Origin of the sequence: Frondihabitans cladoniiphilus (assembly GCF_039544345.1) — a bacterium.
GTDB classification, from domain to species: domain Bacteria; phylum Actinomycetota; class Actinomycetes; order Actinomycetales; family Microbacteriaceae; genus Frondihabitans; species Frondihabitans cladoniiphilus.
In genome coordinates this window covers 97122-116956 of the sequence record NZ_BAABLM010000010.1, presented here as the reverse complement: position 1 = coordinate 116956, position 19835 = coordinate 97122, and the positions used below count along the sequence as shown (strand labels likewise).

Sequence of the window (19835 nt, the reverse complement as noted above, 5' to 3'; positions counted from 1 at the left end):
CGGCGAACCCGAGTCAGAGCTCGGGGTACTGCCCGCGCTTGATCTGCGACTTGGGCATGCGCATGATCTTCAGCTGCAGGGCGCGCATCGAGGCGTACCAGCGCAGCCCGCGCTCGACGTTCTCCTTGCCGTACTTCGCCGCGAGCTTCGTGTGGATGCGCTGACCGACCAGAAGGCAGTCGACGACGGCGACCACGACGAACGCCCACAGCACGTAGAGGGTGACGGCCTGCGCCTTGGGGATCAGGCTGGAGATGAGGATGATCACCATGACGGGGATCATCAGCTCGCCGACGCTCCACCGAGCGTCGATGTAGTCGCGGACGTACTTGCGCTGCGGGCCCTTGTCGCGGGCGGGCAGGAACTTCTCTTCGCCGTTGGCGAGGCCGATGCGGGCCCGGTTGCGCTGGTCGGCGACGCGGTCGCGCTGAGCCTTGCGCTCCTCTTTGCCGACGGCGACGAGGGGGCGGAGGTTCGCGGCCTCGCGCTCTTTGCGGGTCGGGGTCGGACGACCCTTGCCGGTGTTCTGGGCTTCCTTGCCCTTGATGGTGCTGGTCTCCGCTGAGTTGTCGGGGGAGACGATCGGTGCCTTGGCCACGAGTGATCCTTGCGTCGGTGAGAAACTAAGATTACCCGTCATGACCGCGAATCAGCACCTCGTCCAGCCGACCGACGCCGAACTTGCAGCGAAGCTGAGAGAGTCGGTCCACGGGGCGCTCCCCGCATCGATCGCCGATCTGTCCGCGCTGGTGCGCATCCCGTCCGTCTCGTGGGACGCGTTCGACGCGAGCCACGTCCGCCGGAGCGCCGACGCCGTGGCCGCATTGGTCGAGGGCACCGGCCTGTTCGACTCCGTGGCCACGAGCCAGGCGCCGATCGACGGCGGCGGGCTCGGCCAGCCGGCCGTCCTCGCCACCCGCACCGCGAAGAACGGACGCCCGACCGTGCTCCTCTACGCACACCACGACGTGCAGCCGCAGGGGGCCGACGAGCTGTGGGAGACCCCGCCGTTCGAGCCCACCGTGCGTGGCGACCGCCTCTACGGTCGCGGCGCCTCCGACGACAAGGCCGGCGTCATGACTCACGTGGCGGCCCTGCGTGCCGTGAAAGAAGTGCTCGGCGACGATCTCCAGCTCGGACTCGTCCTGTTCATCGAGGGCGAAGAGGAGTTCGGCTCGCGCTCGTTCACGAACTTCCTGGCCCAGCACCGCGCGCAGCTGGCAGCGGACGTGATCGTGGTGGCCGACGCCGACAACTGGTCCACGAGCATCCCCGCGCTGACCGTCGCCCTTCGTGGCAACGTCACGTTCAAGCTGACCGTCACGACGCTGGAGCACGCTTCGCACTCGGGGATGTTCGGCGGCGCGGTGCCGGACGCGATGCTGGCGACGATCAAGCTCCTCGCCACCCTCCACGACGACAACGGTTCCGTCGCGGTCGAGGGCCTCACGACCCGTGAGACGGAGTACCCGGACTACGAAGAGGCGCAGCTCCGGCGCGACACCGGCCTGCTCGACGGGGTCGAGACGATCGGGACGGGCCCTCTCCTGAGCCGCCTCTGGTCGCAGCCCTCCCTGACCGTGACCGGCATCGACGCCCCGACCGTGGCCAACGCATCGAACACTCTCAGCCCGGAGATCTCCGTCCGCATCAGCGCCCGCATCGCACCGGGGCAGACGGCCGACGCCGCCTACGAGGCCCTGGCGGCCCACGTCCGTTCCCACGCCCCCTTCGGCGCGCACGTCGAGATCTCCGAAGTCGACCGGGGCAACCCGTTCCTGGTCGACACCTCCGGCTGGGCCCTCGCCGAGGCGACCCAGGCGCTGGCCGAAGGCTGGGGCGAATCGCCCGTCCAGACCGGCATCGGCGGCTCCATCCCCTTCATCAGCGACCTCGCCGACACGTTCCCCGAAGCGCAGATCCTCGTGACGGGAGTGGAAGACCCCGACACACGCGCGCACAGCCCGAACGAGTCCCAGCACCTCGGCGTCTTCCACCGGTCGATCCTCAGCGAGGCGCTCCTGCTGGCGAGGCTCGACGCTCGCAGCCTCGACGCCTAGAATCAGACCATCGTGCGTTCGCGCACCCCATCGCTCGAAGGAGGCACCATGACGGACATCGCAACTGCTCCCGCCACCACTGCAACCGAATCCGGTGCAGACAGCAAGGCCCACGGGGTCCTGCTCACCGACACCGCCGCCGTCAAGGTCAAGAACCTCCTCATGCAGGAGGGGCGCGACGACCTGCGCCTCCGCGTCGCAGTCCAACCGGGGGGATGCTCGGGGCTCATCTACCAGCTCTACTTCGACGAGCGACTTCTCGACAACGACGCGACCGTCGACTTCGACGGTGTCGAGGTCGTCGTCGACAAGATGAGCGTGCCGTACCTCGACGGGGCCTCGATCGACTTCGAAGACACGATCCAGAAGCAGGGCTTCACGATCGACAACCCCAACGCTCAGGGCTCCTGCGCCTGCGGTGACAGCTTCCACTGAGCCTCCGTTCAGACAGGTTCGAGAAGGCATTCAGACACTGAAGGGGAACCATCCAGACGGATGGTTCCCCTTCGGCGTTTCGCGGGGCGACGTGTTCGAGCACGCCTCTCCTGCGAGTAGGCTAAGTATGTTCCGTCACTTACTGTGAAGTTCACGCCGCAGTGATCCTCGAGCACTTCGAGAGCCTCGCTACCAGGGGCCTCTCGCTCGGGTGAGACGGCAAGCCCCACACTCGCATCATCCGAGAGGTAACAGTGCGCTCCAATCGCCGCATTCGCTGGGCAGCCATTCCCGTGGCCGCCGCCCTGGTCTTCGTTCTGGCGGGCTGTTCCACGCAGCAACTCCAGGGCTGGCTCCCCACCACCCCTGGCACCACGAACCACGTGAACAGCGTGATCGGTCTGTGGGTCACCTCGTGGATCGTCCTCCTCGGCGTCGGCATCATCACCTGGGTGCTCATCATCTGGGCGATCGTCGTCTACCGCCGTCGCAAGAACCAGACCGGCCTGCCCGTTCAGCTGCGCTACAACATGCCGATCGAGATCTTCTACACGATCGTGCCCCTGTTCCTCGTGCTGGGCTTCTTCTTCTTCACCGCCCGCGACCAGGCCGACATCGAGAAGCCGACCGCGAACCCCGATACGACCATCACGGTCTACGGCAAGCGCTGGGCCTGGGACTTCAACTACATGAACACCAGCGACAAGTCGAAGAGCGTCTACTACCAGGGCATCCAGGCGCAGGAGCTCGGCAACGGCAACGTCGACGAGTCCAAGCTTCCGGTCCTCTACCTGCCCAAGGGCAAGTCGGTCAAGATCGTCCTCAAGTCGCGCGACGTGATCCACTCCTTCTGGGTCGTGAACTTCCTCTACAAGAAGGACATGATCCCCGGCAAGACCAACTACGAGTACTTCACCCCGTTGAAGGAGGGGACCTTCACCGGCAAGTGCGCCGAGCTCTGCGGCGAGTACCACTCGCTCATGCTGTTCAACGTGAAGGTCGTCTCCCCGACCGAGTACCAGGCCTACCTGGACAAGCTCGCCGCCGAGGGCAACGTCGGCGACCTGGGCGACCAGTACAACACCAACACCAACCAGCCCAACAACCAGGCTCCCGAGGCGTCCGCCGCCGGTAGCACCTCCTCGAAGTAAGGCGGCGTTCGATGAGCTCAGCCACTGCCACTCGCCCCGCAACGGGCGGACAGTCTCAACCTCAGAACTTCAACACCACACGCGTCGGCCGTAAGGGCAACGTCGTCATCCGCTGGGTGACCTCGACCGACCACAAGGTCCTCGGGTACATGTACCTGATCACGTCCTTCGTCTACTTCCTCGTCGGCGGGGTGATGGCGCTCGTGATCCGCGCCCAGCTCTTCGAGCCCGGCCTGTCGGTCGTGGCGACGAAGGAGCAGTACAACCAGCTCTTCACGATGCACGGCACGATCATGCTGCTGCTGTTCGCGACACCGCTGTTCTCCGGCTTCGCGAACGCCCTGATGCCGCTGCAGATCGGTGCTCCCGACGTCGCGTTCCCGCGGCTGAACGGTTTCGCGTTCTGGCTCTACTTCTTCGGCGCGATCGTCGTCGTCGCCGGCTTCCTCACACCGCAGGGTGCCGCGTCGTTCGGGTGGTTCGCTTACGCGCCACTTTCCGATACGACGTTCACTCCAGGCTTAGGAGGGAACCTCTGGGTGATGGGCTTGGCCTTGACAGGGTTCTCCACCATCTTGGGCGGCGTGAACTTCATCACCACGATCATCACGATGCGCGCCCCCGGCATGACGATGTTCCGTATGCCGATCTTCACGTGGAACACTTTGGTCACCTCGATCCTCGTGATCATGGCCTTCCCGGTCCTCGCTGCCGCTCTGTTCGGTCTCGGCTTCGACCGCATCTTCGACGCGAACGTCTTCAATCCGGCCAACGGCGGCGCCATCCTTTGGCAGCACCTGTTCTGGTTCTTCGGGCACCCCGAGGTGTACATCATCGCGCTGCCGTTCTTCGGCATCGTGTCCGAGGTGTTCCCGGTCTTCAGCCGTAAGCCGATCTTCGGCTACAAGACCCTGATCTACGCGACCATCGCGATCGCCGCCCTTTCCGTCACCGTGTGGGCTCACCACATGTACGTCACCGGTTCGGTCCTCCTGCCCTTCTTCTCCCTGATGACCATGCTCATCGCGGTTCCGACGGGCGTGAAGATCTTCAACTGGGTCGGCACCATGTGGCGAGGCTCGATCACGTTCGAGACCCCGATGCTGTGGGCGATCGGCTTCCTGATCACCTTCACCTTCGGTGGTCTGACCGGTGTCATCCTCGCGTCGCCGCCGCTCGACTTCCACGTCTCCGACTCGTACTTCGTGGTCGCGCACTTCCACTACGTGGTCTTCGGAACCGTCGTCTTCGCGATGTTCTCCGGCTTCTACTTCTGGTGGCCGAAGTGGACGGGCAAGATGCTCAACGAGCGTCTCGGCAAGGTGCACTTCTGGCTGCTGTTCATCGGCTTCCACACGACGTTCCTGATCCAGCACTGGCTCGGCGTCGAGGGCATGCCGCGTCGGTACGCGACCTACCAGCCCGAAGACGGCTTCACGTGGATGAACCAGCTCTCCACCACCGGCGCCATGCTGCTCGGTGTCTCGATGCTGCCCTTCATCTACAACGTGTACATCACGGCGCGTCTCGCTCCGAAGGTCGAAGTGAACGACCCCTGGGGCTACGGCCGCTCGCTCGAGTGGGCCACTTCCTGCCCGCCTCCCCGCCACAACTTCACGTCGATCCCGCGTATCCGCTCGGAGTCCCCGGCCTTCGACTTGAACCACCCCGAGGCAGGCCTCCCGGTCGGCATCGGCCCGTTGAAGGATGCCCCCGACGCCCCTACGTACGACGCGTCCGACGAGAAAGTGAAGTAGAAGTCCGATGAGAGCACAAGCGAACATCCTCTGGGTGCTGGCCGGGTTCTTCCTGGTCGCCGACGCGGCCTACACGGTCTGGAGCCTCCTCTCCACGGAGTTCCATGCCGTCGAGTGGGCCGGCACGCTCGGCATCGGGCTCGCCGCAGTTCTGGCCATCTTCCTGGCCTTCTACATGAACCGCTCGCACGCCGCCCAGTCGGGTGAGCTGCCGGAAGACCGCCTCGACGCCAACATCGACGACGGCGACCCCGAGATCGGCTTCTTCAGCCCCTGGAGCTGGTGGCCCATCGTCCTCGCGGCCGGCTGCAGCATCGCGTTCCTCGGCCTCGCCGTCGGCCTGTGGCTGTGCTTCTTCGCGGCGGTCTTCGTCGCGGTGGCGCTGGTCGGGTGGGTCTTCGAGGCGTACCGCGGCAACTTCGCGCACTGATCGACTCCGGTCCGGCTTTGTGCCGAGCCGAATGAAGCGGGGCATCACCTTCGGGTGGTGCCCCGCTTTCGTGTCGGTGGAGCGCGTGTCGCTGGAGCGCGGGGCGTCGGGCGGCAGGGTGCCGGTGGGGTGGTAGGGCCAGGTGCGTCCGCTGATGGACTCCAGGACATGCCGCTCAGGTTCGTGCTGAGCTGCATCTTCTGGAGTCGGCCCGGGGCTGGGTGTGGGTGCTCGGGTGGGGGACTCCAGGACGTGCCGCTCAGGTTCGTGCTGAGCCGCATCTTCTGGAGTCGGCGCATGGCTGCGAGTGAGGCTCGGCTGGGGGACTCCAGGACGTGCCGCTCGGGTTCGTGTTGTGCTGCATCTTCTGGAGTCGGCCCGGGTTTGGGTGTGGAGGCTTGGGTAGCGAACTCCAGGACATGCCGCTCGGGTTTGTGTTGAGCTGCATCTTCTGGAGTCGGCGCACGGCCGCGGGGGAGACACGCTCGGATGAGCAACTCCAGGACATGCCGCGCATGCTCCTGTTGAGCTGCATCTTCTGGAGTCGGCGCACGGCCGCGGGGGAGACACGCTCGGATGAGCAACTCCAGGACATGCCGCTCACGTTCGCGCTGAGCCGCGTGTTCTGGAGTCGGCACGGGATGGGCGCATTGAGGCTCGGGCGGTGGACTCCAGGACATGCCGCTCACGTTCGTGCTGAGCCGCGTGTTCTGGAGTCGGCCCGGGCTGGGTGTGGAGGCTCGGGTGGGGACTCCAGGACATGCCGCGCATGCTCCTGCAGCGCGGCACCTCGTGAAGACGCATGCCAGCCAGGTGCCGGGGGGCGAGCAGACGGGGAGCAGCGACTGCCGACTGGGCGGACGCGGCCCGGGCGCGCCGCGGAAGTGACCGTCTGCGCCCAGTCGGCGAGCCGATCCTGCTGCTGCCGCTGCCGCTGCCGCTGCCGCTGCCGCTGCCGCTGCCGCTGCGCTGCGCTGCCCCTGCCGCTGCCGCTGCGCCGTGGCTGATGCGACTTCAGGATCCCCGTAGCGGCGCTCTGGCATAGAGCGTGAGGCTCAACGGGACGATCGGGCAGGTTCGGGCTCCACGGCAAGCCCAGAGCCTGCGAGAGGGCCTTTGCGGCCTCGGCATGCGCTGACGGACACCTACGAGCTCCTATGCGTACAGCGCCGGCGGTGGACGCCGGACGTGCGGCTCGGGGCGACACAGCGGCCTGCCACCGACGCGAGACCAGGGGGAGGGCCGAGGATCCCCCCGCAGGATGCGCCGCAGGGCGAGCGGCGAGGGCAGGCACCGCCCTCAACTTGGGTCCGGCGGTAGCGGTGGGGAGTGCTGCTGCCCAGCGCCGGGGTTCGGCTGGCGTGGGCGCGTGCATCCCACGCTCTCGGTTTCGTTCGTTCGGTGCCGTCATGGGCGGGTCCAACGGCGAAGAGAGCGATGCCGCGAGCCCACAGCCAACGCAAAAGGCCCGCCCAGCGTAAAGGTGGACGGGCCTAGTGCGGGGGAGGGGAGCCTAGTGCTCGTCTCCGTGGGACGCTTCGATCTCGTTCTTGGTGACGGGCGAGATGCGGTCCTGGAAGAAGAAGCCGGACACGGATGCGCGGACACGCTCGAGCGTCGTGATCTGACCCTTCTCGTTGGGACGGGCCATGAGGGGCTCGTACTCGTTGAAGCTCACCAGACGCCAGCGCTCGTAGTCGTCGAGCTGCTCGTGGACCTCGATGTACTCGCCACCGGGGAGGCGGACGATGCGGCCCGACTCGTAGCCGTGGAGAGCGATCTCGCGGTCTTTCTTCTGGAGGCCGAGGCAGACGCGCTTCGTGATCCAGAAGGCGACGAACGGGCCGAGGACGACGATCGCCTGCATCACGTGGATGACTTGATCGATCGACAACTTGAAGTGCGTCGCCATGAGGTCGGAGCTCGCAGCCGCCCAGAGGCCGGCGTAGAGGGTCATCATCGCGGCACCGAAGGCCGTGCGCGTCGGAGCGTTGCGCGGCCGGTCGAGGATGTGGTGCTCACGCTTGTCTCCGGTGACCCAGCCCTCGATGAAGGGGTAGAGCGCGACGGAGCCCAGCAGGCCGAGCAGCACGACGATCGGCACGAGGATGTTGAACGAGATCGTGTAGCCGAACCAGACGACCTCCCAGTGCGGCGGCACCAGTCGGAGCGCGCCGTCGGCGAAGCCGATGTACCAGTCGGGCTGCGTACCCGCCGACACCGGGGAGGGGTCGTAGGGGCCGTAGGTCCAGATCGGGTTGATCGTGAAGAGCGACGCGATCAGGACGATGACGCCGAACACGATGAAGAAGAATCCACCGGCCTTCGCGGCGAACACCGGCATGACCGGGACGCCCACGACGTTGTCGTTGGTCTTGCCGGGGCCTGCCCACTGCGTGTGCTTGTTGATGACCAGCAGCAGGAGGTGAGCGCCGAGCATGGCGATCAGCAGAGCCGGCAGCAGCATGATGTGCAACGAGTAGAGGCGACCGACGATGGCGGTGCCGGGGAACTCGCCGCCGAAGAGCAGGTAGCTGATCCAGACGCCGACGACGGGGATGCCCTTCACCATGCCGTCGATGATCCGCAGGCCGTTGCCGGACAGCAGGTCGTCGGGGAGCGAGTAGCCGGTGAAGCCCTCGGCCAGGGCCAGGACGAACAGCACGAAGCCGATGAACCAGTTGATCTCACGGGGCTTGCGGAACGCACCGGTGAAGTAGATGCGGAGCATGTGCAGGCCGATGGAGGCGATGAAGAGCAGCGCCGCCCAGTGGTGGATCTGGCGGAACAGGAGACCGCCGCGGACGTCGAACGAGATGTTCAGCGCCGAGTTCATGGCCGCGGACATGTGGATGCCCTTGAGCGGGACCCACGATCCGTTGTAGACGACCTCCGCCATCGACGGCTGGAAGAAGAAGGTCAGGAAGGTGCCGGACAGCAGGATGACGACGAAGCTGTAGAGCGCGACCTCGCCGAGCATGAAGGACCAGTGGTCGGGGAAGATCTTGCGACCGACCTCTTTGACCAGGCCCGAGACGCTCGTGCGCTCGTCGACGTAGTTCGCGGCGGCGCCGACGAACTTCATGCCACGACTGGACTGCTGCGCAGCCGGCGCCGTGGTGGTGCGAGGGGATGTGGTGGTACTCAACGCTGACGCTCCCAGAAGCTAGGCCCGACGGGTTCGTGGAAATCGCTCTGCGCGATGAGGTAGCCGTCGGCGTCGACCGTGATGGGCAGCTGCGGGAGAGGCCTGTTGGCCGGCCCGAAGATGACCTCGCAGTTCTGGGTGACGTCGAACGTCGACTGGTGGCAGGGGCAGAGGAGGTGGTGGGTCTGCTGCTCGTAGAGTGCCACAGGGCATCCGACGTGCGTGCAGATCTTCGAATAGGCGACGATCCCGTTGTACTGCCAGTTCTCGCGACCCGCGGGCTCGTGCAGGTCGGACGGGTCCAGCCTCATGAGGAGGACCGCGGCCTTGGCTTTCTCTTCGAGCAGGTCATCCGAATCGAGAAGGGTCTCGGGGATGATGTGGAACGCGGAACCCAGAGTCACGTCGGCCGCCTTGACACGGATGCCGGACGGGTCGAGCGTGAGGTGGGTGCCCTTCTTCCAAATCGTATGCTTCAAAACGACGTTCGGGTCGACTTTCGGACCCAGATCACGGAAGATCACGACGCCGGGGAGCACGAACGCGATGAGGGCGCCGAAAAGGCTGTTACGAATGAGGGCGCGACGGCCGAAGCCGGACTCCTGGTTGCCGAGCGTGAACACCTCGGCGGCCTTGGTGCGAGTGACTTCGCTGCCCTTGGTGAGGTGGCGCATCTCGGTGATCTCGCGGTCGCTCATCAGCGTCTTGGACCAGTGCACCGCACCGATGCCGATGGAGAGCAGACCGAGGGCGATGCCCAGGCCGAGGAAGAGCGTGTTCAGACGGACCGAGGCGATGTCGCCGGTCTTGATCGGGAACACGATGTAGGCAGCGACGGCCGCGCAGCTGAAGATGATCGAGAGGAAGAACAGGCCCGAGACCTGTCGCTCGGCCGACTTCTCCTCTTTGGGATCGGTGTCCGTGATCCGCAGCTTGTGCGGCGGGTGGCCGGGGTTCTCGAAGGTGTCCGTCGGAACGACCGCAGTACCGGCCGATGCCTGACGAGGCTCACTCTTCTCGACAGCCGAGCCCGTTGCCGGGGTCTCGTCGTCGTGATCTGCCATGGTGTTGCCTTTCAGTGAGTACAGAACTCGGGGAGTGGGAGGGCTCCGAGGGTGGGCTGCGTGGTGTCGCTAGTTCGACTTGGCAGTGAGCCAGACGGTGATGGCGACGACCGCACCGAGACCGAAGATCCAGATGAACAGACCCTCCGACACCGGACCGAGGTTGCCGAGTTCGAATCCGCCCGGGGACGGGTTCTTCTCGAGGTACTTGAGGTACGTGATGATGTCCGCTTTGTCTTGCGGGGTGATGTTCAGGTCGTTGAAGACCGGCATGTTCTGCGGGCCGGTGAGCATGGCCTCGTAGATGTGCTTGGCGCTGACGCCCTTGAGCGGCGGGGCGAACTTGCCCTCGGTCAGGGCGCCACCGGCGCCGGCGACGTTGTGGCACATGGCGCAGTTGATGCGGAAGAGCTCGGCGCCTTTCGCGGCGTTGCCGGTCGCGGTCAGGTACTTCGACGCGGGCTCCGACGGGCCGGTGCCGAGCGAGGAGACGTAGGCGGCCATGGCCTGGACCTGCGAGTTGCTGAACTGGGTCGGCTTCTCGAGGGCCTGGGGGCCGTCGGCCGCGAGGGGCATGCGGCCCGTGCCGACCTGGAAGTCGACTGCGGCGGCGCCGACGCCGATGAGGCTGGGGCCGGCCGTGGTACCGGAGGCCGCCATGCCGTGGCAGGTGGCGCAGTTCGCGGCGAAGAGCTTCTTGCCCTCGTTGACGGACGCCTGCGAGGTGGTGCTGCTCGTGTCGGCGGTGGCGGTCGACGTGAAGAGCGCGTACGCGCCACCCGTCGTCAGAAGCCCGACGAGGATGAGCGAGACGGTCGCGACGGGGCTGCGACGGCCGACGGCACGCTTGGACTTGGTGGAGTTCTTCTTGCTAAACATTCTCGAGTATTTGTCCAATGCCTATTTGAGGACGTAGATGACCAGGAACAGGCCGATCCACACCACGTCGACGAAGTGCCAGTAGTACGACACCACGATCGCGCTCGTGGCCTCCTTGTGACCGAAGTTCTTCACGGCGTACGCGCGGCCGATGATGAACAGGAAGCAGATGAGACCACCGGTGACGTGGGCGGCGTGGAAGCCGGTCGTCAGGTAGAAGGCGGACCCGTAGGCGCTGGACTGCAGCGTGACGTGGTCGGCGATGAGGTTCGTGTATTCGTACATCTGCAGCGCGATGAAGGTCGCGCCCATGGAGTACGTCAGGAAGAACCACTCGACGAGGCCCCACTGCCCGACCTGGAACAGCTTGCCGGTGCGCTTGCCCTGCAGGCGCTCCGCGGCGAAGACGCCGAACTGACAGGTCACGCTCGAGAGCACCAGGGTGATGGTGTTGAACGCGGCGAATGGGACGTCCAGCTTGGGCGTCTGAGACGCCCAGAGAGCGGGCGAGGTGCTTCGCAAGGTGAAGTAGATCGCGAACAGACCGGCGAAGAACATCACCTCGCTACCCAGCCAGACGATGGTGCCTACGGCAGCGGTGCTGGGCCGGTTGACAACCGGTCCGCCAGATGGTCTCGAGAGAGAGGTACTTGTCACAAGTTCCATTATGGCCGAAAAAATGCCCAGAGTTTCCGCTTGACAGCCTGCCAGTCGCGTCGGGGGGAAGTCTGAATGCTTGTCCTCAATACGCTGAACGGCGTCGAACGGGACTCCGACCGGCGGTGAAGAAATGCGAAGGTCCCGAAAAGGCGGGATGCACGGGGATCGCTAGCATGACAGCCATGCAGTCCGACCTCACCTGGCCCGTCGTCATCGATTCCCTCCTCGAAAGAAAAGACCTCTCGATCTCGGAGGCGACCTGGGCGATGGAGCGGGTCATGGTGGGGGAGAGCACCCCGGCTCAGCTCGCCGCGTTCCTGGTCGCCCTGCGTGCGAAGGGGGAGACCGTCGACGAGATCGTCGGGTTCCGCGACGCGATCCTGGCGCATGCCCTGCCCCTGCCCGTCGATTCCATGGGCGTCGACATCGTCGGCACCGGTGGCGACCGGTTCGGGACCGTCAACGTGTCCACGATGGCGTCCATCGTCGTCGCGGCGTCCGGCGTGCCGGTGATCAAGCACGGCAACCGCGCCGCCAGCTCGGCATCGGGGTCGTCCGACGTCCTCTCGGCCCTCGGAATCGACCTGACCCGCGACCCGGCGCGCGTCGCCGAGGTCTTACGAGAGGTGGGGATCACCTTCGCCTACGCCGCGGCCTTCCACCCCGGGTTCGGAAACGCGGCGGAGACTCGTCGCGAGATCGGGGTCCCGACCGTCTTCAATTTCCTGGGGCCCTTGACCAACCCCGCCCGCCCGGAGGCGAGTGCCGTCGGGGTCGCCTCGCTCGACAAGGTCGGTCTCATCGTCGGCGTCTTCCAGACCCGCGGTGCGACCGCTCTGGTCTTCCGCGGCGACGACGGCCTCGACGAGCTGACCACCACGGGCCACAGCCACATCTGGGAGGTCACGGGGGGCTCGGTCACCGAGCACGACCTCGACCCCATGGATCTGGGCATCCCCCGGGCCTCGATCTCCGATCTGCTGGGCGGCGACGCCGTGCACAACGCCGGTGTCGCCCGAGACGTCCTCGGGGGAGCCGTGGGGCCCGTCCGCGACATCGTCCTGCTCAATGCAGCGGCCGGCCTGGTGTCGTTCGGGCTCGCCCAGGACCCGACGCAGCGCGATCGTCCGATCGTGACGCGGTTCCGCGAGCAACTCGACGTCGCGGCGCGCACGATCGACGACGGGAGCGCCCTGCGCAAGCTGGACCAGTGGGTCGAGGCGACTCGCTCCTGACGACTTGCCCCGAGCATCCTCGCCTCGTGTCGGCTCGGGTCTAATTTGAAGACAGCCGACACCGGCCAGTCCCAGCACAAGAGGAGAGTCCTTCGATGAAGAAGCTCATCAACGATCCGAAGAACGTCGTCGACGAGAGCGTGGCGGGTTTCGGCCTCGCGCATCCCGACATCGTCACCGTCTCGGCGGATCCCCTGTTCGTGGCCCGAGCCCAGGGGGCCAGCCAGGGCAAGGTCGGAATCGTCAGCGGCGGGGGCAGCGGCCATGAGCCGCTGCACGCCGGCTTCGTCGGTTTCGGCATGCTCAGCGCAGCGGTCCCGGGGCCCGTCTTCACCTCCCCGACGCCCGACCCCATCGTCGCGGCCACGCTCGCCTCCGACGGCGGAGCGGGCGTGCTGCACATCGTGAAGAACTACACGGGCGACGTCTTGAACTTCGAGACCGCCGCCGACCTGGCCGACGCCGAGGGCGTCCGCGTCGTGTCCGTGATCGTCGACGACGACGTCGCCGTGAAGGACAGCCTCTACACCGCCGGCCGCCGTGGCGTCGCAGGCACCGTCGTGGTCGAGAAGGTGGCCGGAGCCGCCGCCGAGCGCGGCGACGACCTCGACGCGGTGGCCGCCATCGCCACGCGCGCCAACGCGAACACCCGGTCGATGGGCGTGGCGCTGACGTCGGGTACCGTGCCGCACGCCGGCGAGCCGAGTTTCGTGCTGCCGGAGGACGAGATCGAGATCGGCATCGGGATCCACGGCGAGCCGGGTCGCGAGCGGATCAAGCTCGAACCCGCCGACGGAATCGTCGATCGCCTGCTCGCCCCCATCCTCGAGGACCTGCCCTTCGCCTCGGGCGACAAGGTGCTGCTCTTCGTCAACGGCATGGGCGGAACCCCGCTGGTCGAGCAGTACATCGTTTACCGTCATGCCGCCGAGGTGCTGGCCGAGAAGGGCATCGAGGTCGCGCGTAGCCTGGTGGGCAGCTTCGTCACCTCGCTCGAGATGCAGGGGGTCTCCCTCACGGTGACCCGCCTCGACGACGAGCTCACCGAGCTCTGGGACGCCCCCGTCGAGACCGCCGCCCTGCGGTGGGGTCGATGACCGCCCCCGAAGCAGGATCCACCACGCACGAGAGGAACACCCGACAGATGAGTTTGGGAATCAACTGGGTCACGACCTGGGTCGCCAAGACGGTCGACGTCGTCTCCACCAACCGGCTGCGCCTGGTCGACCTCGACCGGGAGATCGGCGACGGCGACCACGGCGAGAACCTCGATCGCGGGTTCACGGCCGTGGCGACGAAGTTCGCGAGCCTTCCGGACGACTCCACCCCCGGCGCGGCCCTCAAGCTGGTCGCCACGACGCTGATCTCGACGGTCGGGGGAGCATCGGGCCCTCTGCTCGGGACCGCTTATCTGAAGGGCGCCCAGGCCGTCGGCGACGCCACCGAGCTCGACTCCGACGCCGTGGTGGCGTTCCTCACCGCTGCGCGCGACGGAGTGGTCCTCCGGGGCAAGGCGGAGGTCGGTGACAAGACGATGATCGACGCCTGGACTCCCGCCGTCGACGCCGCGACCGCTGCGGCTGCCGACGGGAAGTCCCCGGTCGAAGTCCTCCGTGCCGCCGCCGACGCCGCCGCACAGGGAGCGGTCGCCACCGAGCCCCTCGTCGCGCACAAGGGGCGAGCCAGTTATCTCGGCGACCGCGCGATCGGTCACCGTGACCCGGGAGCCGAGTCGTCCTCGCTCATCCTCGCTGCCGCGGCCGACGCTGCCGACGAGGTGAAGTGACCATGGCGAAGGGTGTCGGAATCGTCGTCGTCTCGCACAGCTCGAAGATCGCCGAAGGCGTCGTCGAGTTGGCGGCTCAGATGGCGCCCACCACGTCGATCGTGGCCGCCGGCGGTACGGACGAAGGGGGGATCGGAACGAGTTTCGACAAGATCTCCGCCGCTCTCACCGAGGCCCAGGCGGGCAAGGGCGTCGTGCTCCTGTGCGACCTGGGGTCCGCGATCCTCACGGCCGAGACCGTCGTCGACTTCCTCGACGACGCCGAGAAGGCGCTGGTGATCATCGCCGACGCACCGGTCGTCGAAGGGACCGTCGCCGCCGCCGTCGCCGCCGAGACCGGAGGGGACCTCGCCGCCGTGGCCGCCGCCGCGCGAACGGCCACCGGGGTCGCCGACGCCCATGCCGACGAGAAGGACCTCAGCAGAGCTGCAGCCGTCGAGCGCTCCGCCGTCCTGATCAACCCCTCCGGGCTCCATGCCCGCCCGGCCGCCGAACTCGTCAAGAACGCTTCGACGTTCGACGCGAGCATCCAGCTCAACGGCGTCGACGCGAAGAGCCTGCTGCGGATCATGGGGCTCGGCCTGGCCAAAGGCTCGTCGGTCAGCATCGTGGCCACCGGTCCCGACGCCGAGAAGGCCGTCGACGCCCTGATCGCCCTGATCGAAAGCGGGTTCGGAGAGGTCTGACCGACAGCCAGCGCGGATCAGATCGCGTCGACGTAGACCCAGGCGCCGTCGTGCCGCACGAAACGACTGTTCTCGTGCTGCTCGGCGGCGCTTCCGTCTGCCCGATAGCGAGCGCTGAATTCGACGGTCCCCACCGTGTCGAGCAGGCCGCCACCGGTCGAACCGAGGATCTCGAGACGGAACCACCGGATACCCGGATCGAGTTCGAGAGACCCGGGGCGGGTCGTGGGATGCCAGGTGCGCAGCAGATACGGCGCGTCACCTGTCACGAAGGCCGAGTAGCGGGACCGCATGAGCCGCACCGCCGTCGGGGCCGCGGCGCCCCGATGGAACGGACCGCAGCAGGAGCCGTAGGTCTCGCCGCTGAGGCACGGGCAGCGGGTGTCGTCGTCGAGGAGCGGCCAGGTCGGGGAGGACGAGTCGTGCATCCCCCGAGTATGCCCGTCGGGCGAGCATCGGGCGGGTCGGCCGGTGCGGGCCTAGCGTGGAGGGGTCCACCCCACTCGAAGGAGTCCTCGATGCGTCGCATCCTCATCGCCCTGGCCATCGGCCTCGGCCTCTACGGCTTCGTCAAGGGGCGTCGCACAGTGGAGATCGCCGAGACGAACGTCAAGCGGACGAGGCGCAAGCAGAAGCTCGAGAACGCGGCGCGACAGAAGCCGGGCCAGGTCAAGGCCCCCAAGATCCCGAAGATCAAGAGAGCCAAGTAGGGCTCGTTCGGCCCGACCGCCGCCTACTCGACGTAGAACGGCGCCCAGAGCCCGGCGATCATCTCGGCGTAGGTGCCTTCCATGAAGTCGGCGGCCTGCCACGCGAGAGCCCCGTCGCGGCCGAGGTCTTTGAGTGCGCCGGCGTCGACCTCGTCGAGTTCGGGGACGGTGAGCGTCGTCACGACGACGTGAGCGGCGTTCTCCATCTCGCCCGGGCGGGGCATCGAGAACGAGTTGCCGTTGAGGATGTCGTCTTTGATGCGCTCGGACGCGTCCATGACGAGGCTCTCGTTCTGGCTGATGAGGACGAAGCTGCGCTTGAGCCACGAGATGGTCTCGTCGAGCGTCTCGGTCGACCAGTCGAGACTGGCCACGGCCGTCGCCGCGCCTTCCACGGTGATGTCGTCTTCGGAGGCGCCCGAGCCCTTGAGGGTGAACCGGACGTCGTCGTCGTCCTGGTTGGGCAGGAATTCGAGCTCGTTGCCGGTCTTGAGCATCGACCAGAAGAACATCGGCCCCTCGAAGGTGTCGATCAACTCGTCGCGGACGTCTTCGGTCGTATCGGGGATGGCGTAGCCCACGTAGACGAGGTCGCCCTCGGTCACTCGATTGCTCATGGGTCCAGTCTGTCAGGGTCTGGCCCGGGCGCGGCACCGGTGGCCACCTCCCTCAGCCAGGCGGCGCCCGCCGCGCGGAGGGTCTCCGGTGGGATCCGCTCGAAGGCCTCGAGTCGGAGGAAGTGCCGGGCGATGGTGAGGCCGAGGATGCTGCTCACGGTCAGGGCGGCGCGAGCCCGGGCATCCTCGTCGCTGCTCTCGAGGGACTGCTCGAGATTGTCGATGCGTTCGTCGAGGAAGCTCCGCATGGTCTCGGCCGCCTCGGGGGAGGTGAGCATCGAGCGGACCAGCGCGCGCGTCTCCGGCGGGAGCTCGCCCAGCCGGACGTCGAGGACGTCGGCGAGGTGGTCCGCGGCGGCGTTCGAATCATCGGAGGGGAGTTGCACGGCGGTCGCGAACAAGGCCGCCTTCGAGCCGTAGTGCTGCATGACGAGGGAGGCGTGGACACCCGCCCGCGCGGCGATGGACCGGATGGTGGCGCCCTCGAAGCCGAGGAGCGCGAATTCTTCCTGCGCGGCCGCGAGGATCTTCCGCGACGACTCGGCCCGTTTCGCGTCTCTCGTCTCGTTCGGCATGAGTCGACTCTACAAGCGTTTAGCGACGGTGGTATGGTCTGCTAAACAACTGTTTAGCAAACCGTCGAGAAGAGTCTCATGCCGATCATCGCCATCGAGGAACACTGGTCCACGCCGACCCTGCGGGCGGCCCTCACCACTCTGCCGCGGGGGAGCGGCGACGACAGCCTGGTGCTCGACGAGCACGGCGACAACCTCGAAAGACTCGAAGATCTCGAGGATGCGCGGCTGCGGCACATGGACGAACAGGGCGTCGACGTCCAGATCGTCTCGCTCGCGCCTCCCGCGACGGGTCCGTTGACCCCTGCCGACGCGGTGGCCTTCAGTCGCGACGTCAACGACGTGGCAGCCGGGGCCGTCGGTCGTCATCCGACGAGGCTTCGAGCCTTCGCGACGCTCCCGATGCCGTCGCCCGCCGACGTCGCCGGCGAACTCGAGCGGGCGGTGGGGCTCGGCGCGGTCGGGGCGATGGTCTATGGGCGCACGGGGGAGCGGATGCTCGACGACCCCGCTTACGAGGATCTCTTCGCGGCCGCGGCGGCCCTCGGCACGCCGATCTTCATCCACCCGCAGATCGCTCCGGCTCCCGTGCGCGACGCCTCCTACTCGGGCTTCGACCCCATGACGAACCTGGCCCTGTCCACCTTCGGCTGGGGCTGGCACCTCGAGGCGGCGACGGCGGCCCTGCGTCTGATCGCGCGAGGAACCTTCGACCGTCACCCGAACCTTCAACTCGTCCTGGGGCACTGGGGCGAGCTGCTGCTGTTCTGGCTCGATCGGGCCGATGCCGTCGCCCGGGTGGCCGGGCTCGACCGCACGGTGTCGGAGTACGTCCGGTCGAACGTCTTCGTGACCAGCTCGGGCATGTTCAATCCGGCCCTGCTCCGACACGTCCTGGAGGTCACGACGGTCGACCGGCTGATGTTCTCGACCGACTACCCGTTCCAGCGACCGACCGCCGGCGACGTCCAGGCGTTCCTCGGAGCGTTCGACGCCGACGCCGATCGTGACGCCTTCACCCATCTCACCGCCCGGAAGGTCTTCGGGATCACCGACTGACGGCGGGATCCCTCTCGGCGTTCCCGGGTGAGCCGGCGTCCGGCCGGGCAGCGGCCCTTCGACGGGTCGCGGAGACCCTAGGCTTGGAGCATGTCCAAGGTCTTGAGCTCTCTTCCTGTCGGTGAACGAGTCGGCATCGCATTCTCCGGCGGTCTCGACACGTCGTGCGCGGTCGCGTGGATGCGCGAGAAGGGTGCCGTTCCGTGCACCTACACCGCCGACATCGGCCAGTACGACGAGCCCGACATCGACGCCGTGCCCGATCGCGCCAAGGAGTACGGAGCCGAGATCGCCCGTCTCGTCGACGCCAAGAGCGCTCTCGTCGAGGAGGGCCTCGTCGCCCTGCAGTGCGGCGCCTTCCACATCCGCTCCGGCGGCAAGACCTACTTCAACACCACGCCGCTCGGGCGCGCCGTCACCGGCACCATGCTCGTGCGGGCCATGAAGGAGGACGGCGTCGACATCTGGGGCGACGGCTCGACCTACAAGGGCAACGACATCGAGCGGTTCTACCGCTACGGTCTCATGGCCAACCCGCGTCTGCGCGTCTACAAGCCGTGGCTCGACGCCGACTTCGTGAACGAGCTCGGCGGCCGCACCGAGATGAGCGAGTGGCTCGTCGCCCGCGGCTTCCCGTACCGCGACTCGACCGAGAAGGCCTACTCCACCGACGCCAACATCTGGGGCGCCACCCACGAGGCCAAGCGTCTCGAAGAGCTCTCGTCCGGTCTCGACCTGATCGAGCCGATCATGGGCGTCGCCGCCTGGCGCGAGGACGTCGAGGTCGCCACCGAGGTCGTCACCGTTCGCTTCGAGGCCGGCCGACCGGTCGCGCTGAACGGCGTCGAATTCGCCGACGCCGTCGCTCTGGTGCTCGAGGCCAACGCCATCGGCGGCCGTCACGGTCTCGGCGTGTCCGACCAGATCGAGAACCGCATCATCGAGGCGAAGAGCCGCGGCATCTACGAAGCCCCGGGCATGGCCCTTCTGCACATCGCCTACGAGCGCCTGCTCAATGCGATCCACAACGAAGACACCGTGGCGAACTATCACAACGAGGGCCGCAAGCTCGGGCGTCTGATGTACGAGGGGCGGTGGCTCGACCCGCAGTCGCTCATGGTGCGCGAGTCGATCCAGCGCTGGGTCGGTTCCGCAGTGACCGGCGAGGTCACTCTGCGTCTCCGCCGCGGCGACGACTACACGATCCTCGACACCACTGGCCCCTCGCTCAGCTACCAGCCCGAGAAGCTGTCGATGGAGGTCGTGGGCGACTCCGCCTTCGGCCCCGGCGACCGCATCGGGCAGCTCACCATGCGCAACCTCGACATCGCCGACTCGCGTCTGCGGCTCGAGCAGTACGCCGCCGCCGGCCTCATCGGGGGAGCGACGGCCGAACTGGTCGGGGCGCTCGAATCCGGCGAGGCCCACGCCATCTTCGGCAGTGCATCCCCCGTCTCGGCGGCCGCAGGCGAGCTGGCGAGTGCCACCGACGCGGCCTCCGAAGGCGCTGCGTTCGACGCCGGCACCGACTGAGCGGCGGCCGACTGAGCAGCATCGGCTGAGCGCCAGCGATTGACCGGTAG

General features: G+C 67.0%; 20 protein-coding genes. 12 read left to right on the top strand and 8 right to left on the bottom strand.

The genetic code is table 11. The features are described 5' to 3' along the window. Positions 1-13: 13 nt before the first annotated feature. Positions 14-598, bottom strand: a complete 585-nt coding sequence (locus ABEA39_RS16020) for a DUF3043 domain-containing protein (protein WP_345376960.1) — start codon at positions 596-598, stop codon at positions 14-16. 40 nt (positions 599-638) lie between these two features. Between ABEA39_RS16020 and ABEA39_RS16015 the strand changes: the two genes are divergently transcribed. From ABEA39_RS16015 to ABEA39_RS15995, 5 genes are all read left to right on the top strand, one after another. Further along, positions 639-2060 carry a dipeptidase gene (locus ABEA39_RS16015; RefSeq protein ID WP_345376959.1) on the top strand — a complete coding sequence of 474 codons (1422 nt, stop codon included), beginning with the start codon at positions 639-641 and terminating at the stop codon, positions 2058-2060. Between the two features lie 48 nt (positions 2061-2108). After that, positions 2109-2495 carry an iron-sulfur cluster insertion protein ErpA gene (erpA, locus tag ABEA39_RS16010; RefSeq protein ID WP_345376958.1) on the top strand — a complete coding sequence of 129 codons (387 nt, stop codon included), beginning with the start codon at positions 2109-2111 and terminating at the stop codon, positions 2493-2495. Between the two features lie 254 nt (positions 2496-2749). Further along, the gene (ctaC, locus tag ABEA39_RS16005) at positions 2750-3646 is read left to right on the top strand and encodes an aa3-type cytochrome oxidase subunit II (protein ID WP_345376957.1); all 897 of its coding nucleotides are present in this window, start codon (positions 2750-2752) and stop codon (positions 3644-3646) included. An 11-nt stretch (positions 3647-3657) separates the two neighbouring features. After that, on the top strand, positions 3658-5403 hold the full coding sequence (gene ctaD, locus ABEA39_RS16000) for an aa3-type cytochrome oxidase subunit I (protein ID WP_345376956.1): 1746 nt from the start codon (positions 3658-3660) through the stop codon (positions 5401-5403). Positions 5404-5410: 7 nt separating this feature from the next. After that, entirely contained in the window at positions 5411-5833 is a 423-nt protein-coding gene (locus ABEA39_RS15995; RefSeq protein WP_345376955.1) for a cytochrome c oxidase subunit 4, read from the top strand. Positions 5834-7346: 1513 nt separating this feature from the next. Here the strand turns inward: ABEA39_RS15995 and qcrB are convergent. The 4 genes from qcrB to ctaE form a co-directional block, all read right to left on the bottom strand. Then, positions 7347-8918 (bottom strand): cytochrome bc1 complex cytochrome b subunit, encoded by a 1572-nt coding sequence (qcrB, locus tag ABEA39_RS15990; protein ID WP_345376954.1) that lies wholly within the window; start codon positions 8916-8918, stop codon positions 7347-7349. 59 nt (positions 8919-8977) lie between these two features. Beyond that, positions 8978-10045 (bottom strand): cytochrome bc1 complex Rieske iron-sulfur subunit, encoded by a 1068-nt coding sequence (qcrA, locus tag ABEA39_RS15985; RefSeq protein WP_345376953.1) that lies wholly within the window; start codon positions 10043-10045, stop codon positions 8978-8980. A gap of 69 nt (positions 10046-10114) precedes the next feature. Beyond that, positions 10115-10924 (bottom strand): cytochrome bc1 complex diheme cytochrome c subunit, encoded by an 810-nt coding sequence (gene qcrC, locus ABEA39_RS15980; RefSeq protein ID WP_345376952.1) that lies wholly within the window; start codon positions 10922-10924, stop codon positions 10115-10117. Positions 10925-10945: 21 nt separating this feature from the next. Further along, the gene (gene ctaE / locus ABEA39_RS15975) at positions 10946-11590 is read right to left on the bottom strand and encodes an aa3-type cytochrome oxidase subunit III (RefSeq protein ID WP_345376951.1); all 645 of its coding nucleotides are present in this window, start codon (positions 11588-11590) and stop codon (positions 10946-10948) included. Between the two features lie 176 nt (positions 11591-11766). On the opposite strand from ctaE, the gene trpD reads away from it, so the two are divergent. From trpD to dhaM, 4 genes are all read left to right on the top strand, one after another. Then, a complete protein-coding gene (gene trpD, locus ABEA39_RS15970; RefSeq protein WP_345376950.1) occupies positions 11767-12819 on the top strand; it encodes an anthranilate phosphoribosyltransferase in 1053 nt (350 codons plus the stop codon). Between the two features lie 95 nt (positions 12820-12914). Continuing rightward, positions 12915-13916: a dihydroxyacetone kinase subunit DhaK gene (dhaK, locus tag ABEA39_RS15965; protein ID WP_345376949.1), complete on the top strand. Its 1002-nt coding sequence runs from the start codon at positions 12915-12917 to the stop codon at positions 13914-13916. Positions 13917-13963: 47 nt separating this feature from the next. Then, positions 13964-14605: a dihydroxyacetone kinase subunit DhaL gene (dhaL, locus tag ABEA39_RS15960; protein ID WP_345376948.1), complete on the top strand. Its 642-nt coding sequence runs from the start codon at positions 13964-13966 to the stop codon at positions 14603-14605. Positions 14606-14607: 2 nt separating this feature from the next. Then, complete coding sequence (gene dhaM / locus ABEA39_RS15955) at positions 14608-15291, top strand: dihydroxyacetone kinase phosphoryl donor subunit DhaM (RefSeq protein WP_345377181.1); 684 nt, start codon at positions 14608-14610, stop codon at positions 15289-15291. A 17-nt stretch (positions 15292-15308) separates the two neighbouring features. On the opposite strand, the gene ABEA39_RS15950 is transcribed toward dhaM, so the two are convergent. Then, complete coding sequence (locus ABEA39_RS15950) at positions 15309-15719, bottom strand: YchJ family protein (protein ID WP_345376947.1); 411 nt, start codon at positions 15717-15719, stop codon at positions 15309-15311. Between the two features lie 90 nt (positions 15720-15809). Here ABEA39_RS15950 and ABEA39_RS15945 point away from each other — a divergent pair, with 90 nt between their 5' ends. Further along, positions 15810-16001, top strand: coding sequence for a hypothetical protein (locus ABEA39_RS15945; protein ID WP_345376946.1), 192 nt, complete (start codon positions 15810-15812; stop codon positions 15999-16001). A 23-nt stretch (positions 16002-16024) separates the two neighbouring features. Here the strand turns inward: ABEA39_RS15945 and ABEA39_RS15940 are convergent, their stop codons facing one another. Both ABEA39_RS15940 and ABEA39_RS15935 read right to left on the bottom strand, forming a co-directional pair. Further along, positions 16025-16618: a hypothetical protein gene (locus ABEA39_RS15940; protein ID WP_345376945.1), complete on the bottom strand. Its 594-nt coding sequence runs from the start codon at positions 16616-16618 to the stop codon at positions 16025-16027. Beyond that, positions 16615-17193 (bottom strand): TetR/AcrR family transcriptional regulator, encoded by a 579-nt coding sequence (locus tag ABEA39_RS15935; protein ID WP_345376944.1) that lies wholly within the window; start codon positions 17191-17193, stop codon positions 16615-16617. The genes ABEA39_RS15940 and ABEA39_RS15935 overlap by 4 nt, the downstream gene beginning before the upstream one ends. Positions 17194-17271: 78 nt before the next feature. On the opposite strand from ABEA39_RS15935, the gene ABEA39_RS15930 reads away from it, so the two are divergent. Together ABEA39_RS15930 and argG are read left to right on the top strand one after the other, a co-directional pair. After that, the gene (locus ABEA39_RS15930; RefSeq protein ID WP_345376943.1) at positions 17272-18252 is read left to right on the top strand and encodes an amidohydrolase family protein; all 981 of its coding nucleotides are present in this window, start codon (positions 17272-17274) and stop codon (positions 18250-18252) included. Between the two features lie 90 nt (positions 18253-18342). Further along, positions 18343-19785, top strand: a complete 1443-nt coding sequence (gene argG / locus ABEA39_RS15925) for an argininosuccinate synthase (protein WP_345376942.1) — start codon at positions 18343-18345, stop codon at positions 19783-19785. Positions 19786-19835 lie beyond the last annotated feature (50 nt).

What these genes read in the sequence shown, in the direction of transcription:
- ABEA39_RS15935 (WP_345376944.1), bottom strand. Translation starts at nt 17,193, where the DNA reads ATGCCGAACGAGACGAGAGACGCGAAACGGGCCGAGTCGTCGCGGAAG.
- dhaK (WP_345376949.1), top strand. Translation starts at nt 12,915, where the DNA reads ATGAAGAAGCTCATCAACGATCCGAAGAACGTCGTCGACGAGAGCGTG.
- erpA (WP_345376958.1), top strand. Translation starts at nt 2,109, where the DNA reads ATGACGGACATCGCAACTGCTCCCGCCACCACTGCAACCGAATCCGGT.
- dhaM (WP_345377181.1), top strand. Translation starts at nt 14,608, where the DNA reads ATGGCGAAGGGTGTCGGAATCGTCGTCGTCTCGCACAGCTCGAAGATC.
- dhaL (WP_345376948.1), top strand. Translation starts at nt 13,964, where the DNA reads ATGAGTTTGGGAATCAACTGGGTCACGACCTGGGTCGCCAAGACGGTC.
- ctaD (WP_345376956.1), top strand. Translation starts at nt 3,658, where the DNA reads ATGAGCTCAGCCACTGCCACTCGCCCCGCAACGGGCGGACAGTCTCAA.
- ABEA39_RS15940 (WP_345376945.1), bottom strand. Translation starts at nt 16,618, where the DNA reads ATGAGCAATCGAGTGACCGAGGGCGACCTCGTCTACGTGGGCTACGCC.
- argG (WP_345376942.1), top strand. Translation starts at nt 18,343, where the DNA reads ATGTCCAAGGTCTTGAGCTCTCTTCCTGTCGGTGAACGAGTCGGCATC.
- ABEA39_RS15995 (WP_345376955.1), top strand. Translation starts at nt 5,411, where the DNA reads ATGAGAGCACAAGCGAACATCCTCTGGGTGCTGGCCGGGTTCTTCCTG.
- ABEA39_RS15945 (WP_345376946.1), top strand. Translation starts at nt 15,810, where the DNA reads ATGCGTCGCATCCTCATCGCCCTGGCCATCGGCCTCGGCCTCTACGGC.
- trpD (WP_345376950.1), top strand. Translation starts at nt 11,767, where the DNA reads ATGCAGTCCGACCTCACCTGGCCCGTCGTCATCGATTCCCTCCTCGAA.
- qcrB (WP_345376954.1), bottom strand. Translation starts at nt 8,918, where the DNA reads ATGAAGTTCGTCGGCGCCGCCGCGAACTACGTCGACGAGCGCACGAGC.
- ABEA39_RS16015 (WP_345376959.1), top strand. Translation starts at nt 639, where the DNA reads ATGACCGCGAATCAGCACCTCGTCCAGCCGACCGACGCCGAACTTGCA.
- ctaE (WP_345376951.1), bottom strand. Translation starts at nt 11,590, where the DNA reads ATGGAACTTGTGACAAGTACCTCTCTCTCGAGACCATCTGGCGGACCG.
- qcrC (WP_345376952.1), bottom strand. Translation starts at nt 10,924, where the DNA reads ATGTTTAGCAAGAAGAACTCCACCAAGTCCAAGCGTGCCGTCGGCCGT.
- ABEA39_RS15950 (WP_345376947.1), bottom strand. Translation starts at nt 15,719, where the DNA reads ATGCACGACTCGTCCTCCCCGACCTGGCCGCTCCTCGACGACGACACC.
- qcrA (WP_345376953.1), bottom strand. Translation starts at nt 10,045, where the DNA reads ATGGCAGATCACGACGACGAGACCCCGGCAACGGGCTCGGCTGTCGAG.
- ABEA39_RS15930 (WP_345376943.1), top strand. Translation starts at nt 17,272, where the DNA reads ATGCCGATCATCGCCATCGAGGAACACTGGTCCACGCCGACCCTGCGG.